Consider the following 15,406-nt stretch of genomic DNA (forward strand, 5'->3'; position numbering starts at 1 on the left):
GCTCAGGGCTTCCATTCCAGAATTTGCAGAGTCGGCTTCAGCAGCAGGGTGATCCCCTGGCTGCCGGACAACGGGGTGCGGCTACCGGTCAATGGGTCGTGGACCACCGCATCGGTGATAGCCGGGAAAGTCAGCGATGTGCCCGCCGCACTCCAGAACATCAGCAAGTGCGAGCCATCCGCGCGCGTCCATGGAATGGCATACAGGTCGTCCGGTACGCTGCTTACGGCGGGTGGTTCGGCGGGTAGCAGACGTGGGCCGGTGATTTTCAGAAAGTTCTGCAGCGCGGTGTAGGCCGGTTTGGGACTGGCTTGCAGGTCAAGCAGCCCGTAACCCTGATCGCGGGCCGAGGCGCGCTCGTCCAGATCGCTGAGGTTGAACAGGAAGATGCGCTGGAAATCCATGGCGCTCATCAGCGCCAGACGCCGCAGGGTGTAGTCAGCCTGGCCGGAGGTGCCAATCAGGTGCTGCATCTCCACCGGGCCTGCATAGCTCGACCAGCCCCATTCAGTGGCCCACACCTGCTTGACGCCATTGCTGTGCAACAACTGGTTCATGGCATTGGCACGCACCAGAAAATCGCGATCCGGTATGGAATCGCCTTCCGGGTACTCGGAGTAGGGGTGATAGGCCGCGACGATATTCTGCTGGCCCAGGCCATTATCGAGCAGCGTCTGCAGCATGTAGCCAGAGGTGCTATGCATCTGACTGTAGTAAGCCATGCCTGACGTGACAATCGTCTTGTTCGGCAGGACGGCGCGGATCGCATTGGCAGTGGTGGTCAGCAAGCGGCCATAGGCAGCCGGATCCTCTTTGGGCAGCCAGACGATGTTCGGCTCGTTCCAGACCTGCCAGTTGTTGACCTGCGGATAGCGCTGGGCCAGGGCGGTCATGCGTGCGGCGAACACGTTGAAATCCGTCGGGGGGTATTGATCGCGGCTCTTTGCATCGGCCGGCGCGCTGCTGGCGAAAGGCGCTGACCCGACCAGGTACGCCAGGGTGTTGTAATTGTGCGCCTTGATCGCGGTCATGGCGGCGTCCAGCTCGGTCAGGGCGTAGCGGTCCTTTTGCGGCTCGATCACCGGCCAGTGAATGGTCAGCCTAACCCAGTTCAGGCCCAGTTCGTCCAGACGGCTCATCTGCTGTTGGTAGATGTCCGGGGCGAAGTACTGAAACTGTACGTTGACGCCCAGAAAGTCCGCCCAGACCACCTCGCGAGGCGCCTTGAGGACCGTTGCCGCCTGGGCGGCGCAGCTCATTGCTGCGCCGAGCAGTATGCTGGTGACGAGTTGCCCGAATCTGGATGGACGCTGCATGTCACTTCTCCTGGCAAGCCTGGCGAAATACATCCTGAAAATGTTCTGCGGTATGGCTCCAGACCCGGGCCTTGCCCATCTGCGCGGCGTTGTCGGCCCACTGCCTGACCAGCTCCGGTGTTGCGCAGGCGCGGGCGAGGGCTTGCGCCAGCCCGTCGACATCGCCTTGCGGATAGATCATGCCGTTGCCATGCGAGACTTCTTCGGCAAACGAGCGCGCATCCGAAGTGATCACGCCACGTCCGCAGGCTACCGCCCAGGACAGCGCGCCGCTGGTGCCGCGCAGCTTGCCGAGAATCTTCAGTTTGCTCGACTCGCGATAGGGCAGAACCATCACGTGGTGGGCCTGGATCACCTGCGCAATCTGTTCGGCAGGCAGGTCCAGTTGCCAGTCGATCAGATCGACAAGGCCCAGTTGGCGGATGCGCAGTCGTAGTTGTTCCAGATAACTGCCGGACGGGCCAAAGGCCATTTCCGGCTCGCTGCCGCCGGCCAGGGTCAGGCGCACGGTCGAGCGCAGCGCAGGCTGGGCGGTGAATACGCTGGACAGCGCATCGAGCAGGTCCTCGATACCCTTGCCGCGATAAATGAAACCGAAATACAACAGACGCAAGGGATTCAACGGCGGTAACGGCATGGGGGCGATGTCGAGGTTGCCATGATTGATGACGGCCATCTGCGCTGCCGTCAGCCCCATGCGCTGGCGCAGGCTCTGACTGCCTGCCTGGGTCAGGGTCACCAGCCGGGTCATGTGCCGCGCCAGCTGCCGTTCTTCATGCAGGCACAGCGGATCGGCCAGTACTGTGGCGATTTCCGGCAGCGGCGAGCGCATGCCGCTGACCATCGATAATGGCCACGGCAGTTTCTCGCGTCGCCAGACCAGGCGCTCGGGATCGTGCACGGTCGCGGTCAACGGCAGCCTCGGGAAACGCCGACGCAATGCGCGCAGGGCTTGAAACTCCGCCAGTCGACCGCCGCCCAGTTCGGCGTGGACCAGATCGATGCCGCTCCAGTCGGTTTCGGCCACCCGCTGTTGTGCAGCGCGGGGATCGTTGCCAACACCCTGCAGCGGTGTACTGACCTGCAGACCCAGGCCTTCAAGCGCATGCCGCAGATGTCCGGCGTAATCGGCGATGCCGTTCTGTTCGGGCGGCAGCGGCGCAAGCAACGCTATTCGCATCAGCCTCGGCTCCCGATCCGCTTGAGGAAATTCAGGACCTTTTCAGGCACTTCGAAGCGCCGACGGTTGATGATGATACCGTCGACTTTCTTGAACGCGGTGTTGAGGTTGTTGAGCGTGTCTTCCAGCATTGGCACGGTGGTGTCCTGGGCGCGAACCACCAGCACGATCAGGTCAGCCTTGCGCAAGAGCACGAAGGCGTCCTGATTCGCCGAAAGCGCCGACGCATTGATCAGCACGATTTCGCCAGGACTGGCCGGGCCGCGGCCCTCGGTACGCACCCGATGGCCCTGTTCGATCAGCAGCGCGCTTAACCGCGCGATCACGAACGATACGCCAGCTCCGTACTTGACCGAGGTAAAACCGATGGTCAATCCGCGCTCTTCTACCTGATCAAGCGGCAGAATGCCGTACACCCGATGCAGATTCGAGGTGAACGCTGCACTGCGTTCCTGAGCACGTTCCAGGTCGGGGAGGCTGGTCCAGACCGGAACACCGAAGCTGCTCTCGATCTTGTCGCCGTCGTGAATGCGCTGATCCAGCAGGTAGAAGAAGTACAGCGCCACGGCACCGACCACAATACTCAGCGGGAATGCCAGAAACAGCATCAACAGGCTTTTCGGGAATACCCGGCTGGGGTTGAAAGTCGCGTCCTCGACGGTCGCGATATTGCTGATCTGGCTGTTGTCGAGCTCACGGTCGATACGCGATTTTTCCAGGCTGTCCTTGTACAGCGCATAGCTTTTCTCCGCTGCATCGAGTTCGTTCTGCAGGCGCGACAGTTCCGGTTCCAGATTCAGCGCCTGCTGGCGGTCGCTTTCCAGCTGGGCAATCTGCGCATTCTGTTGGGCAAGCTGGGTTTGCAAGCGCGCGTAGCTGGTCTGCTGGTCGGCATACACATTCTGCATGCGGTTGTAGATGGGGTTGGGCGTGATGCTTTCGGAACGCTGGACGGTGGCGTCCTGTTCCTTGAGCAGTTTTTTGAGGTTATTGATTTCCTCGTTGATGGCCCGAATCGGTGGCGCCTCTTCCTTGAACGAGCGAAGCATTTCCTGGCGCTCGACTTCCTTGCCGTTGATGCGGTTCTGAAGGTCCTGACGATTGGGGTTGAGGGCCAGTTCACGGCCTGCCGAGACGGTCTTGGGTTGTTCTGCCAGTTGTTTTTTCAGCAGGTCCAGACCTGCCTTGGTCGAGGCAATCGAGCGGGTGGTGTTGTTGCGCTCGGTGCGCAGATCGTTGAGCCCCTGCGAAGTGTCGGCCAGACGCTGGGAAATACTGACCGCGCTCAACTGGTTCAGGTAGTTCTGAATTTGCTTCTTGTACTCGATGATGTTCGCACCGGTCGTCTTCACTTCCCCTTCGTAAAACGCGTACAGGCTGACACGGCCCAGCGTTTTGGTGCGCTGCGTCTGGTACTCGGTGATCCAGGTCTTGAGTACGGTCTGCGCGATTTCCGGGTCGTTCCAGGTAAATCTCAACTCCATCACCGACGAGCCCGGTTCATGGCTGACCTTGAAGTTTTTCTCCAGATCCTCGGCCAGACGTTCGACCTGAGAGCGGTTTTCCACCAGCCCGATGAACTGCAGAACGTTGCGCACGCCGTTGACGAGCGCTCCGACTACGGTCTTGATGCCGTTCTTCACCGAGGCCAGAACGCCGGTTTCAGGTGGCACCATGGACAGTTCGGCGAGGTATTTCTCGGACACTGCACGCATGATCGGCCGCCCGCTGAGCATGCGCTCCTCGTCGAGCAGCGGATCGCGCAGGCCGCTCGGAATCACAATGGCCTGACGATCAGACAACTCGATCGGCACCGTGCTGCTGTCGCGGCCCGGCTTGACCAGCAGCAGGGCGGTGGACTCATAGCGGTTGGGGAGCAGAAATGCGCCCAGAAGAATGATGACGAAGGTCGCCAGCACGGTAATCCTGACTTCGCGCTGGAAGATGAAGAGCAGGCGCAGCAGGTCGCGGAATGAGCGGATGTTGATCATGTCTGTTTCCCTGACAATTAATTGTTGTTGCGCAGCTCGTAATTCATGCCCAGGCCGATCGACTTCGCGAAGGGGATCAACTGGTTGAAATACAGGGACACGCCGTCAACCTTGTTGCCGACCGACGATTTGGGAACGAACACGATATCGCCGCGTTTCAACAGGACCGGTGCGCTGGGGCCACCGGCGCCGCCGGCCCAGAGAAACTTGCTGTAATCGAAGAAGTAAGTCTTGTAGAGGCCGTTTTCTTCCTGACGCAGCAGGGCGACCTGACCGGCATCGGCGTCAAGCGCCACGCCGCCCGCGCCGACAATCGCCTGGTCAAGGTTGGTAGCGACGTTGACCGGCAAAGTGACCGAGTTGCGCACCGCGCCGCCGACAAACACGGTATTGCCCGGTGACTGGGAAATGTTGATGGTCAGCGCGGTCTCGCGGTAGACGTTCTGCAGCTTGCTTTCCAGCAGGTCGTTGAGTTGCTGGAGGGTCAGGCCTGCGGCCTTGACGGTGCCGATGTAAGGGTAGGAAAAGGTGCCGTCGTTGAGCACCTGAAACAGGGTCAGTTCATAGATGGAGTTGGCGGTGAACGCCGAAATCGACGGCGCCTCGCCACTGTTGCGCACGATGCGCAGCGTATCGCCGGGGCGGATCCGCTCCGGTGGCAGCGGCTTGCCTGCCAGCGCGCGCCCCGCCGCCTGACCGGCCTCGATTTGCGCACGGTCATCGGGCAGGCCCACCCTGGAAGGGGTATTGCACGCACTTAACAGCAATAAGCTGGCGATCAGCATCATGCTTTTCATTGGTCCTGAGCTCCTGTCATGCACAAATACGGCTCCCTTGCGGGTAATAAATTCATGTTGGCGGGTCATGCGTGTTCCGGGTGCTGTCAATTGCGTGCCGCGTGAATCAAGCGGCGCTTGCTGCTGCGCCGATCAGCTCTTCACGGCCTTGTCGGGTACACGTCCATAAATGTCGGTAAAACGTACGATGTCGTCCTCGCCCAGGTACTCGCCGCTCTGCACCTCGATCATCACCAGATCGATGACGCCAGGGTTGACCAGACGATGCGTGTGGCCCGGCTTGATGAAGGTCGATTCGTTGGTATCCAGCATGAACTCGCGCTCGCCGTTGGTGACGCGGGCCATGCCGCTGACCACGATCCAGTGTTCGCTGCGGTGATGGTGCATCTGCAACGACAGTGACGCCTGCGGGCGAACCACGATGCGCTTGATCTTGAAGCGCTTGCCCTCTTCGAGGACGGTGTAAGTGCCCCAGGGGCGTGTGACCGTGCGGTGCAGGCGGTAGGCATCATGGCCCTGACGCTTGAGCTCCTGAGCGATGATCTTGACGTCCTGACTGCGTCGACCGTCGGCGATCAGCAAGGCGTCGGGGGTGTCGATGATGATCAGATTGTCGAGGCCGATAGCGCCTACCAGACGTTTGGGAGAGTCGATGTAGCAGTTGCTGACGTCGTGCAGCACAGTTTCGCCATTGCAGTAGTTGCCTTGAGCATCGCCGGGAGACAGTTCACGCACCGCCTGCCACGAGCCGATATCACTCCAGCCAAGCTGGCAGGGCACCACGGCAACTTTGTCGGAGCGTTCCATCAGCGCGTAATCGATGGAAATGTCCGGTGTCAGGGCAAACGACTCACTGTCCAGCTCGACTTGCAGCTCACGGTTGCCTTCCTTGCGCGGGCTGGATTCCAGGCACGCGCTGACGGCGCTCAGGACGTCCGGCGCATGTGTGCGCAGCTCGCGCAGCACGGCGTCGGCGCGCATGCAGAACATGCCGGCATTCCAGAAATGCTGACCACTGTCCAGATAGCCTTGGGCGGTGATCGCGTCGGGCTTTTCGACAAAACGGGCGACCTGACAGGCGTCGGCATTGAGTGCCGGGCCTTTCTCGATGTAGCCGAAACCGGTTTCCGGCGCGGTCGGCAGGATACCGAACGTCACCAGCCAGCCCTCTGCGGCCAGCTTCTGTGCAGCGCTCACTGCTCTGGAGAATTCCGCCACGTCGGTGATCAGGTGATCGGCAGGCAACACCAGCAGTTGCGCTTCGTCGCCATACAGTTGGCTGACGTGCAATGCCGCGGCGGCAACGGCAGCTGCTGTATTACGACCGAAGGGTTCGAGGATGAAATCCAGACGTGCATTGCCTTTGTTCAACTGGCGGTAGTCGTCCACCGTGCGGAAATACACTTCCCGGTTGGTGACGGTCAGCAGACGCTCGACGCCGGGCAGACCGACCGCACGCAGAAAGGTCTTCTGCAGCAGGCTTTGGCCGTCTGGCAGGCGCATGAACGGCTTGGGCATCGCTTCACGGGAAACCGGCCAAAGACGGGTGCCGGAGCCGCCGGCAATGATGCAGGGAATGAGCGTGCTCATCAGTAAGCCTCACGGGTGAATAGCACTGCAGGCACAGTGCGCATAAGGATGTAGAGGTCGAACCAGACGGACCAGTTTTCTATGTACTCAAGGTCGAACTCGACGCGTTTTTCGATTTTTTCAACGGTGTCGGTTTCGCCCCGATAGCCGTTGATCTGCGCCAGTCCGGTAATGCCTGGTTTGACGCGGTGCCGCGAGGTGTATTCCTTCACCGCCTGCTCGAACAGAATCCCGGCTGCCTTGGTCGCCGTGGCGTGCGGACGCGGTCCGACCATCGACATGCTGCCCGCCACCACGTTGAACAGCTGTGGCAGTTCATCCAGGCTGGTTTTGCGAATGAAGCGACCGACCCGCGTTATTCTGGCGTCACCGCGGGTGGTTTGCCGTTCGGCCGTTGCATCGGCCTGGTGCTGATGCATGGAGCGGAACTTGAACACTTCGATCAGGCGATTGTTGTACCCGTAGCGCTTCTGACGGAAAAACACCGGTCCTGGCGAATCGAGCTTGATCGCCAGTGCGACCAGCAGCATCAAGGGTGATAGCGCCAGAAGCGCCAGCGATGACAGCACGATGTCTTCAGCGCGTTTGATGAACGGCGACCAGCCACTGAGCGGCAGATCCGAGGCATTGAACATCGGCAGCCGGGCGACTTCGGTGATGCGGTTGTGGGTGTGCCGAAAGGCGATCATGTCCGGAACCAGCAATACGTTGACCGGTAGCCTGCGCAGTTCGCGGATGATGTAGTCCATGCGGTTTTCCGCTGTCCAGGGCAGGGCGACCAGCACTTGGGTCACTTTCTCTTCGCGGATCAGCCGCTCCAGATCGCTGGTATTGCCCAGCAGTGGCAGGTTGGCTACGGTCTTGGGCATGCGCCCGATACGGTCGTCGATAAAGCCGGTCACCCCCGAACGAATGTCCTGATGTTCAAGCAGGTATTCGGCGAGGCGCTGGCCATTCTCCGTCGCGCCAAGAATCACGGCGTGCTGCAGGAACACGCCCTTGCGCATCTGACGTTTGAACAGCATCAGCAGCAGCAGGCGAATGATGCCGAACAGCGCAAGGCTGGTCAGGTACCAGATCAGCAGTTCTTCCGGCGGGAGGTAGCCGAACAGGCCCATTGCCTGCTGCATGAACAGCAACAGTCCGAAGGCGGCCGTCCAGGCCAGCGCCATCGCGCCCATGCGCAGATCGTTGCTGAACAGTGCTTCGGAATAGACGCCCATGGCCTGGAACACCAGCACCCCGACAAAGCCGAAAAACAGCAGCATGGTCAGGTAACCCTGCTGTGTTTCCGCTCCGCCATCCTTGATCAGCAGAATGATCACAAGGCCCGGCAGTATGCAGGCGATGCCGTGAGCCAGGCGGATGCCGAAAAGAAAGTATTCGACCAGGCTGGTGCGGGTCAGCGAAAGGCTGTCGACGGGCTGCAACCTCATGGAAATCCCTTACTCCCTGTGTGCGCCTGAATTCTGCTGACCCAGGACGTATTTCTATTTTTTGTAAGACCCGAGAGGTGTTTCTACGGGGACTGTGTCCAAGCGTAGCCAGTTACAGGTCGTGCTGATGAGGAATCCGGACCGTCTTTTGTGAATATCACTTTATATATGTCGTCCCTTACCGGATTTTATTTAAGCCTTTTCAATCATTTGTGAAGGAAATTTCCCTCAAGTGAGGGTACTGCTGTCAGTAAAGCTCATGAAACGAATAGTGACAGGACAAAAGTGCTTCAGCCCTGACGCAGGCGTTGATCCGGACAGCCCGTTGCGAGGTTCTCCCCAGTACCTGCGGGGGCAAGCGAGCTGTTGCAGAGGTGAAAAAAATTTCCGCAACGGATGGGCTTTTTCCGGCTGCCCGGGGTCAGAGTCATGCGTCGTGCGAAATGTATGCGGGCGCCGATTACACCAAGAGCGTCGCTCGCAGGTTTCAATTCGTAGGGTTCGGCAGAGGAGGTGTCATGACACAACGCAGGGCAATGCTCATTCTTCACGGTAAACAGGCACTCAACGAAGACGTGCGTGACGCGGTGGCAGACAAGCGCAAGCAGGGTTGGGAACTGGACGTGCGACTGACCTGGGAAGCCGGCGATGCCCAGCGCCTGGTCGGTGAGGCCCTGGCCGCCGGTCATCGGCATATCGTCGCAGGTGGTGGCGACGGCACCTTGCGCGATATCGCCGAAGCCTTGGCAATGGCCGAAACCAAGGCCAGCCTGACTATTCTGCCGCTGGGGACTGCCAACGATTTTGCCCGTGCGGCTGGCGTGCCTCTGGAAGTCTCCAGGGCCCTGCAACTGATGGACGTGGCTCCGCGTGCCGTCGATCTGGGTGAGGTCGGCGGCAAGCTGTTCCTCAATATGGCGACCGGTGGGTTTGGCAGCCAGGTCACGGCCAGCACGTCCGAAGACCTGAAGAAGGTGCTGGGTGGCGCTGCCTACCTGTTTACCGGCCTGACCCGATTCAGCGAGCTGCATGCGGCCCACGGCGAACTCACCGGGCCGGATTTTCACTGGCGCGGCGACCTGCTTGCACTGGGTATCGGCAATGGTCGGCAGGCGGGCGGTGGACACGAGCTGTGCCCGACCGCGCTGGCCGATGACGGTCTGCTCGACATCAGTATCCTGCCGGCGCCTCAGGAAGTGGTCGGCACGCTGAGGAGTCTTCTGGAAGGCGGGCTGGGCATCGACAATATGTTCGTTCGAGCGCGTTTGCCGTGGGTAGAACTCAAGTCCGCCCAGGGCCTGGATATCAATCTGGACGGTGAGCCGCTGTCGGGCGAGTACCTGCGTTTCGAGGCCCGGCCGGGGGCACTTCAGGTACACCTGCCAACCGATTCGCCGGTACTGAGCGGCGCACCTGAACTCAATCGTCCAGACTGATAATCCGTTCGCGAACGCAGAACAGCACCAACCCGGCCACGTCGAATATCTGCAGGCGCTTCATGACCTGGGCACGGTGAGTCTCGATGGTCTTGACGCTGAGTCCCAGGCCATCGGCAATCTCGCGTGTGGACTTGCCGCGCACGATCAGGCGCAGGATTTCAAGTTGGCGAGCGGTCAGGCGATAACGCTCCTTCGCCGCCTGAGCCCGGTCTGAGGGGGTACCGCGCAATGCGCACTCGATGACCATCTGAGCAATGGCCGGGCTCAGGTAGCGCTCGTTGCTGCGCAGCGCCCCGAGTGCCTGTTCGAGTTCCGCAGCCGTAGTGTCCTTGAGCAGATAACCATGCGCGCCGATGTCGAGTGCACGCATGATCATGTCCGGATCATTCTGCATCGACAGGATCAATACCTTGCAGTGCGGTAGCACCTGCAGCAGGTGCTCGAGTGCATCCAGGCCGTCGACACTTTTCATGCAGATGTCGAGCAGGATGATGTCGGGCCTGAGCTGCTGCGCAAGGTTTGCCAATTGCGCGCCGTCAGCCGTTTCGCCCACGATGGTGTATCCGGGCATGTCTGCAACCAGCGCTCGCACGCCGGCTCTGATAAGGGAGTGGTCGTCGACCAATAACAGATTGCAGGTCATTGTGATTTCTTGTGCAAATGGGACCGCTCAAGCGCGTGTGCAGTCTCTGGTCATACGTGAAGACGATGTCAACACCAGTAAAGACAATGAACGGAAAATGCTGGCGTGACAACGCTGCCTCAATGACATCGCGATACGATTCTCAACGGCCGGGCGTGATCGAGCGTTATTGGCGGGTTGCATCTTTCGGCAAGGCCGATTGCGCGGAGGCGCTGGCCAGTTTTTCCAGCAGTTCGAGCTGTTCGTGGTCGTCCATCGTCAATTCGCCGGTCAGCGGATCGAGAAGCTCGACTTGCCAGTACATCAGCGTCAGGCAGTTCTTGACGGCCAGCAGGGCTTCCTGGGAAAGCTCGTTGGCCTGACTGCCGGTTTTCAACAACTGGCACAGCTGGCGGGAAAAATCGGCAATGCACGGCACAGGAACGGCCTCTGCCTCCTGCGCGAGCTTGCGCAGGGTTGTCAGCAGGCAGCCGGTAGCGTCCTCGTCGTTGGGGATCAGCTCCAGATGCGAAAGACATTCTTCCGACTTGTGCAAAAGTGCCTGAGACAGGCTCAGGAACTGGTCGTGCTTGTGCTGCCAATCGTTGTGGCTCAGCATCCTTTGTCTCCACTGATCATGGATAGCGAACTTCCGCCCGCGGCGAATGGCTGACAGTTAATGTCGATTTCAAACAAAAGTATGTAGGACGTTTCTGAATGTCGCCAGCGCCACTCGATTGCAGGGATTGGGACGCGGACACAAATCTAACGCCATTCATGTAGTGAGAATGCCGTCACAATAGTGGCAATTAGATGTCGATCATATCAGGTTATCCCTGATTGACTTTTTGCGGATATATGATTTTGCTCTGGGCGCAAAGAGGCGCCGAGGCATTTTCGGCGCGGGTTTGAAGCTGTATTTGTGTGTCTTGAAAGCGACATCAGTAAAGCATGATGGTAAAATGACATCAATGCTTGAGAGTGGCCGTTCATCGCCATTAAGGTCCGGCTGATTTCAGCCGATACAGGCTCAACAGAATCAACGCGACCATCGCTTCAGGAGCTAATAATGGCAGGCATTCTCGACACAGTAGATCAGCGCACACAACTGGTGGGCGAGAATCGCCTGGAAATCCTCATGTTTCGCCTTGCCGGTCGGCAGTTGTTTGCGATCAACGTGTTCAAGGTCCAGGAAGTATTGCAGCTACCCAAGCTGACCCTCATGCCGCAACGCCATTCGTTCGTGTGTGGTGTGGTCAACCTGCGCGGCCAGACCCTTCCGGTGATCGACCTCTCCCAGGCCATCGGCATGCGCCCACTGGTACCGGGTCCGGGCAGCACAATCATCGTCACCGAATACAACCGGTCGGTTCAGGCCTTTCTTGTTGGCGGTGTCGACCGCATCGTCAACATGAACTGGGATGCAATCATGCCACCGCCGGTCAGCGCAGGTCGTCAGCATTACCTGACCGCCATCAGCAAGGTCGATGATCAACTCGTAGAGATCATCGACGTTGAAAAAGTGCTCGCCGAGATCGTGCCTTACAACGCCAAGGTATCCCGCGAGAAGCTCGAAGATCCGGTGCTGGAAAATGCCCGTGGTCGGGAAGTGTTGCTGGTCGACGATTCCAAGGTCGCGCTGGCGCAGTTGCGCGATACGCTGTCTCAGTTAGGCCTCAAGCTGCACGTCGCCAGCGACGGCCTCAAGGCGCTGAACATGCTCAAGGCCTGGGCGGACGCAGGCGAGAACGTGCACGAGAAGCTGCTGATGGTGTTCACCGATGCGGAAATGCCGGAAATGGACGGCTACCGTCTGACCACTGAGATTCGCAACGATGCACGCCTGCGCGGTCTGTACATCGTCCTGCATACTTCGTTGTCCGGCAGCTTCAACGAATCGATGGTCAAGAAGGTCGGCTGTGACAACTTCCTCTCCAAGTTCCAGCCCGACAAGCTGGTCGAGGTCGTGCGCGAACGTCTTTTGATGATTGTCTGACACCGCGCTCGATTCTTCATCGCGAGTGCTGCCGGCTCCGGCTTCGGATAAGCTTTGCTGTCTGCATCAAAGCTTATCCAGCCCCAAAGGAATCGGCGCACATGTTACGTCTCAGCTCGCTCTATCGTTTCCCCCTCAAATCCTGCAAGGCCGAGCCGATGCAGCGCGCCTCGTTCGATGCGTTGGGGTTGGCGGGCGATCGACGCTGGATGCTGGTCGACGCCAGTAATGGCCGATTCTTCACTCAGCGCGCCCTGCCGCACATGTCCCGACTGTCGGTATTGTGGAACGCCAGCGGTGGTGTAACCCTTTCGGCACCTGGCTTCGAGCCTCTGGACGTCGCGATTCCGCTGGATATCGACTCTAATTTGCGTGGCGTGACCGTCTGGCGTGACTCGCTGCAGGTTCCGGATGCGGGTGATGAGGCCGGCGAATGGGTCAGCCGGTTTATCGGCAAGCCCACGCGCATGGTCTACCTGCCTGCGGAGCGTGCGCGCTGGATCCCTGGCGGCTACCAGACGGTCAACGACCGGGTGAGCTTTGCCGATGGTTTTCCATTGCTGCTGATCGGCCAGGGATCGCTCGATGACCTGTCAGCGCGCATGGGCAGGCCGATGGAAATGCTGCGTTTCAGACCCAATCTGGTGATCGAAGGGGCCGAGGCCTTTGCCGAGGATGGCTGGAAACGCATCCGTATCGGCGACATCGAGTTCCAGTTGCTCACGCCTTGCGCACGCTGCATCCTGACCACTGTCGACCCGGCAACCGGCGAGCGCAGTGCAGATCGCGAACCGTTTGCCACGCTCAAGACTTATCGGGAAGTTGAAGGCAACGTGCTGTTCGGTCAGAACGTGGTCAACGAGGGGGTGGGCGAGCTTGAAGTGGGCATGTCCGTCGAAGTGCTGGAGTAGGGGCGGGCAGCGCTATTGTCCGGCAGGAGTGCTGTGCGCGGCACTCCTGCCGACACCGGTCACTGGTCGTCGAAAAACCGTTCGTGCCAGTCCACCAGAGGCTGCGGCGAGTTGAGCTTCTGGCCGTAGATCACCGAGTACGACAATACGTTTTGCACGTACTGACGGGTTTCATCGAACGGAATGCTCTCTACCCAGACATCGAAGGCCAGATGATTGGCACCTTTAAGCCATTGGCGCACGCGCCCCGGGCCAGCGTTGTAGGCGGCTGAGGCGAGCACCCGGTTGCCGTTGAACTGCGCATGCACCGAGCTCAGGTAGGCGGCGCCCAACTGGATGTTGGTGTCCGGGTCGAGCACCTGCTGAGGCGAGGCCAGCGGGATGCTGTACTTGCGCGCGGTCTCCTTGGCGGTGGCAGGCATCAATTGCATCAGCCCGCTGGCACCGACGCCCGAGCGGGCATCATCCATGAAGGCGCTTTCCTGACGCGTGATGGCGAACACCCAGCTCGAATGCAGGCCGCGCACCTTGGCTTCGCGTACCAGCGTGTCGCGGTGCGCCATCGGGAAGCGAATATCCAGATCGTCCCAGTATTGCGCCTGGCTGATGGTGCGGATTGCCGGGAAATACCACTGCATGTCGTAGGCCAGCTTGGCCTGGGCAACCATCTCGTCACGATTGAACAGGCGGCTCACGTGATACCACTCGCGCCGACCGTTGACGATCTCGCCGCGATCATGAAACTCCAGTGCGCGACGCACGCCCGGCGTGTTGCGTACCTTGTTGATCAGCGCCTGGCTCAGCACCAGCGGCTTATTGTTGAGCTGGTATGGGCTCTGGGTGCGATCGGCAGCCAGAAAGCCGTAGAAGTCACGCTCCTTGGCGACATCCTTGTACAGCGCAGCAATCAGCGGGCTGTTGGGTTGCGCCAGTTCCAGAGAGCGGGCTTCCCAGTAACGCCAGCGATTGGTCGCCGCCAGATCCTTGGGCAGCCGGCGCGCGAGCTCATAGGCGTCTTCCCAGCGACCCAGGCGCAGCAACAGGCGCAGGCGCCATTCGGTCACGGTGTCGTCACGCAACTCGGGGTCATATTTGGTCATGACCTCCAGTGCGCGGTCGTCATAACGACGCGCCAGGGTCAGGCCGATTTCCTTGGCAATTTCGACCTGCTCTTCGCGGGAGAAATGCATGGTCACGGCGTAGCCATCGAGCATCGACAGGGCTTTCTGCGGGTCCTGCTTGGCGAGCCGACGCAGGCCGAGACCGACCACGTCGGACATCGCTTCGTCTACCGGGGCAAATTGCGACGGGTTGTTGACCATCTCCGGTTTCTGCGCGACAGCCAGTAGCAGGCGTCCTTGCGGTGCCAGCGAGTTGAGGCTGTCCACCAGCGTGCTGGCCAGACTGTAATTACGCGTCTGCGCCGCCAGCTTGGCGCGCTGCCAGCGCTTCTGTTCGGTCAGCTGGCCGGCGGCCGCCCACTGGGCAAAGAAACCGTCACAGGCGGCGGGTAATGTCTTGCCGGTCATCCAGAGCTTTTCAGCACTGGCGAAGCCTTCGGCGCGTTTGTTGTTGTTCAATTGGTACTGCCCGTACAGGCAGTCCAGCTCGACGAACTTCATCTTCGGGTCGTAATACTTGACGAAGGTTTGCCAGTCGCCACGCTCGGCCAGCCAGCGCAACCAGCGCAGCTTCATCCAGTTGGCTTGCGGCAGGTCGCCGTGCTCGGCAAGGAACTTCTCGATTTCGGGATTGCTTGCCGTTTTCAGGCGCGCCGTCAGTTCGTCGTATTCGAGGTAAGGCTCCAGCGGATAGTCGGCCAGGGCTGTGGCGTACATCTGGTAGGGGCCGGAATCGCCCTTGGCCAGTGCGCGCTTTGCTTCGTCGTAATACTTGCGTTGTTGGTTGAGGTCTACCGCATGAGCAGTCTGGACGGCGGTGGCGGAGAGGAGCAGGCACGATAAAAAGCTGAACAAACGACTGCGCATGAGACTTCCGAGCAGATGAGTCGGTGAAAAGTATTGCTAGCTTAGCCTTTTGCCAGCTCTTGGTGAAAGCATTGCCGACGAGCTTGTCTCATATGGAAATAATTGGCGGTCATAAAGTCTTGTCGAGGCGCGCAGCGGTG

General features: G+C 59.9%; 12 protein-coding genes. 3 read left to right on the forward strand and 9 right to left on the reverse strand.

Features of this window, described 5'->3' with window-relative positions:
* Positions 1-2: 2 nt before the first annotated feature.
* The 6 genes from BT119_RS22040 to BT119_RS22065 form a co-directional block, all read right to left on the reverse strand.
* On the reverse strand, positions 3-1,316 hold the full coding sequence (locus tag BT119_RS22040; protein WP_003370465.1) for a cellulase family glycosylhydrolase: 1,314 nt from the start codon (positions 1,314-1,316) through the stop codon (positions 3-5).
* 1 nt (position 1,317) lies between these two features.
* Positions 1,318-2,496 (reverse strand): glycosyltransferase, encoded by a 1,179-nt coding sequence (locus tag BT119_RS22045; protein WP_003370466.1) that lies wholly within the window; start codon positions 2,494-2,496, stop codon positions 1,318-1,320.
* On the reverse strand, positions 2,496-4,487 hold the full coding sequence (locus BT119_RS22050) for a GumC family protein (RefSeq protein WP_003436332.1): 1,992 nt from the start codon (positions 4,485-4,487) through the stop codon (positions 2,496-2,498). The genes BT119_RS22045 and BT119_RS22050 overlap by 1 nt, the downstream gene beginning before the upstream one ends.
* 17 nt (positions 4,488-4,504) lie before the next feature.
* Entirely contained in the window at positions 4,505-5,284 is a 780-nt protein-coding gene (locus tag BT119_RS22055; protein ID WP_003370469.1) for a polysaccharide biosynthesis/export family protein, read from the reverse strand.
* 132 nt (positions 5,285-5,416) lie between these two features.
* A complete protein-coding gene (locus BT119_RS22060) occupies positions 5,417-6,874 on the reverse strand; it encodes a mannose-1-phosphate guanylyltransferase/mannose-6-phosphate isomerase (RefSeq protein WP_003436334.1) in 1,458 nt (485 codons plus the stop codon).
* Positions 6,874-8,310, reverse strand: a complete 1,437-nt coding sequence (locus BT119_RS22065) for an undecaprenyl-phosphate glucose phosphotransferase (RefSeq protein WP_003370475.1) — start codon at positions 8,308-8,310, stop codon at positions 6,874-6,876. Before BT119_RS22065 ends, BT119_RS22060 begins: the two co-directional genes overlap by 1 nt.
* Before the next feature lie 518 nt (positions 8,311-8,828).
* Between BT119_RS22065 and yegS the strand changes: the two genes are divergently transcribed.
* The gene (gene yegS, locus BT119_RS22070) at positions 8,829-9,746 is read left to right on the forward strand and encodes a lipid kinase YegS (protein WP_003436337.1); all 918 of its coding nucleotides are present in this window, start codon (positions 8,829-8,831) and stop codon (positions 9,744-9,746) included.
* Here the strand turns inward: yegS and BT119_RS22075 are convergent.
* Together BT119_RS22075 and BT119_RS22080 are read right to left on the reverse strand one after the other, a co-directional pair.
* Positions 9,730-10,392 carry a response regulator gene (locus BT119_RS22075; protein ID WP_003436338.1) on the reverse strand — a complete coding sequence of 221 codons (663 nt, stop codon included), beginning with the start codon at positions 10,390-10,392 and terminating at the stop codon, positions 9,730-9,732. The two genes, yegS and BT119_RS22075, sit on opposite strands and share 17 nt — an antisense overlap.
* 166 nt (positions 10,393-10,558) lie before the next feature.
* A complete protein-coding gene (locus BT119_RS22080; RefSeq protein WP_003436340.1) occupies positions 10,559-10,990 on the reverse strand; it encodes a hypothetical protein in 432 nt (143 codons plus the stop codon).
* 450 nt (positions 10,991-11,440) lie between these two features.
* Between BT119_RS22080 and BT119_RS22085 the strand changes: the two genes are divergently transcribed.
* Both BT119_RS22085 and BT119_RS22090 read left to right on the forward strand, forming a co-directional pair.
* On the forward strand, positions 11,441-12,367 hold the full coding sequence (locus BT119_RS22085) for a chemotaxis protein CheV (RefSeq protein ID WP_003315817.1): 927 nt from the start codon (positions 11,441-11,443) through the stop codon (positions 12,365-12,367).
* 101 nt (positions 12,368-12,468) lie between these two features.
* Positions 12,469-13,278, forward strand: coding sequence for an MOSC domain-containing protein (locus BT119_RS22090; RefSeq protein ID WP_003436342.1), 810 nt, complete (start codon positions 12,469-12,471; stop codon positions 13,276-13,278).
* Between the two features lie 59 nt (positions 13,279-13,337).
* Here BT119_RS22090 and BT119_RS22095 read toward each other — a convergent pair whose 3' ends face one another.
* Positions 13,338-15,266 carry a transglycosylase SLT domain-containing protein gene (locus BT119_RS22095; RefSeq protein WP_003370486.1) on the reverse strand — a complete coding sequence of 643 codons (1,929 nt, stop codon included), beginning with the start codon at positions 15,264-15,266 and terminating at the stop codon, positions 13,338-13,340.
* Positions 15,267-15,406: the final 140 nt, after the last annotated feature.

Origin of the sequence: Pseudomonas sp. NFACC10-1, assembly GCF_900119195.1 — a bacterium.
GTDB classification, from domain to species: Bacteria; Pseudomonadota; Gammaproteobacteria; order Pseudomonadales; family Pseudomonadaceae; genus Aquipseudomonas; species Aquipseudomonas cerasi.

What these genes read in the sequence shown, in the direction of transcription:
- BT119_RS22040 (WP_003370465.1), bottom strand. Translation starts at nt 1,316, where the DNA reads ATGCAGCGTCCATCCAGATTCGGGCAACTCGTCACCAGCATACTGCTC.
- BT119_RS22045 (WP_003370466.1), bottom strand. Translation starts at nt 2,496, where the DNA reads ATGCGAATAGCGTTGCTTGCGCCGCTGCCGCCCGAACAGAACGGCATC.
- BT119_RS22050 (WP_003436332.1), bottom strand. Translation starts at nt 4,487, where the DNA reads ATGATCAACATCCGCTCATTCCGCGACCTGCTGCGCCTGCTCTTCATC.
- BT119_RS22055 (WP_003370469.1), bottom strand. Translation starts at nt 5,284, where the DNA reads ATGAAAAGCATGATGCTGATCGCCAGCTTATTGCTGTTAAGTGCGTGC.
- BT119_RS22060 (WP_003436334.1), bottom strand. Translation starts at nt 6,874, where the DNA reads ATGAGCACGCTCATTCCCTGCATCATTGCCGGCGGCTCCGGCACCCGT.
- BT119_RS22065 (WP_003370475.1), bottom strand. Translation starts at nt 8,310, where the DNA reads ATGAGGTTGCAGCCCGTCGACAGCCTTTCGCTGACCCGCACCAGCCTG.
- yegS (WP_003436337.1), top strand. Translation starts at nt 8,829, where the DNA reads ATGACACAACGCAGGGCAATGCTCATTCTTCACGGTAAACAGGCACTC.
- BT119_RS22075 (WP_003436338.1), bottom strand. Translation starts at nt 10,392, where the DNA reads ATGACCTGCAATCTGTTATTGGTCGACGACCACTCCCTTATCAGAGCC.
- BT119_RS22080 (WP_003436340.1), bottom strand. Translation starts at nt 10,990, where the DNA reads ATGCTGAGCCACAACGATTGGCAGCACAAGCACGACCAGTTCCTGAGC.
- BT119_RS22085 (WP_003315817.1), top strand. Translation starts at nt 11,441, where the DNA reads ATGGCAGGCATTCTCGACACAGTAGATCAGCGCACACAACTGGTGGGC.
- BT119_RS22090 (WP_003436342.1), top strand. Translation starts at nt 12,469, where the DNA reads ATGTTACGTCTCAGCTCGCTCTATCGTTTCCCCCTCAAATCCTGCAAG.
- BT119_RS22095 (WP_003370486.1), bottom strand. Translation starts at nt 15,266, where the DNA reads ATGCGCAGTCGTTTGTTCAGCTTTTTATCGTGCCTGCTCCTCTCCGCC.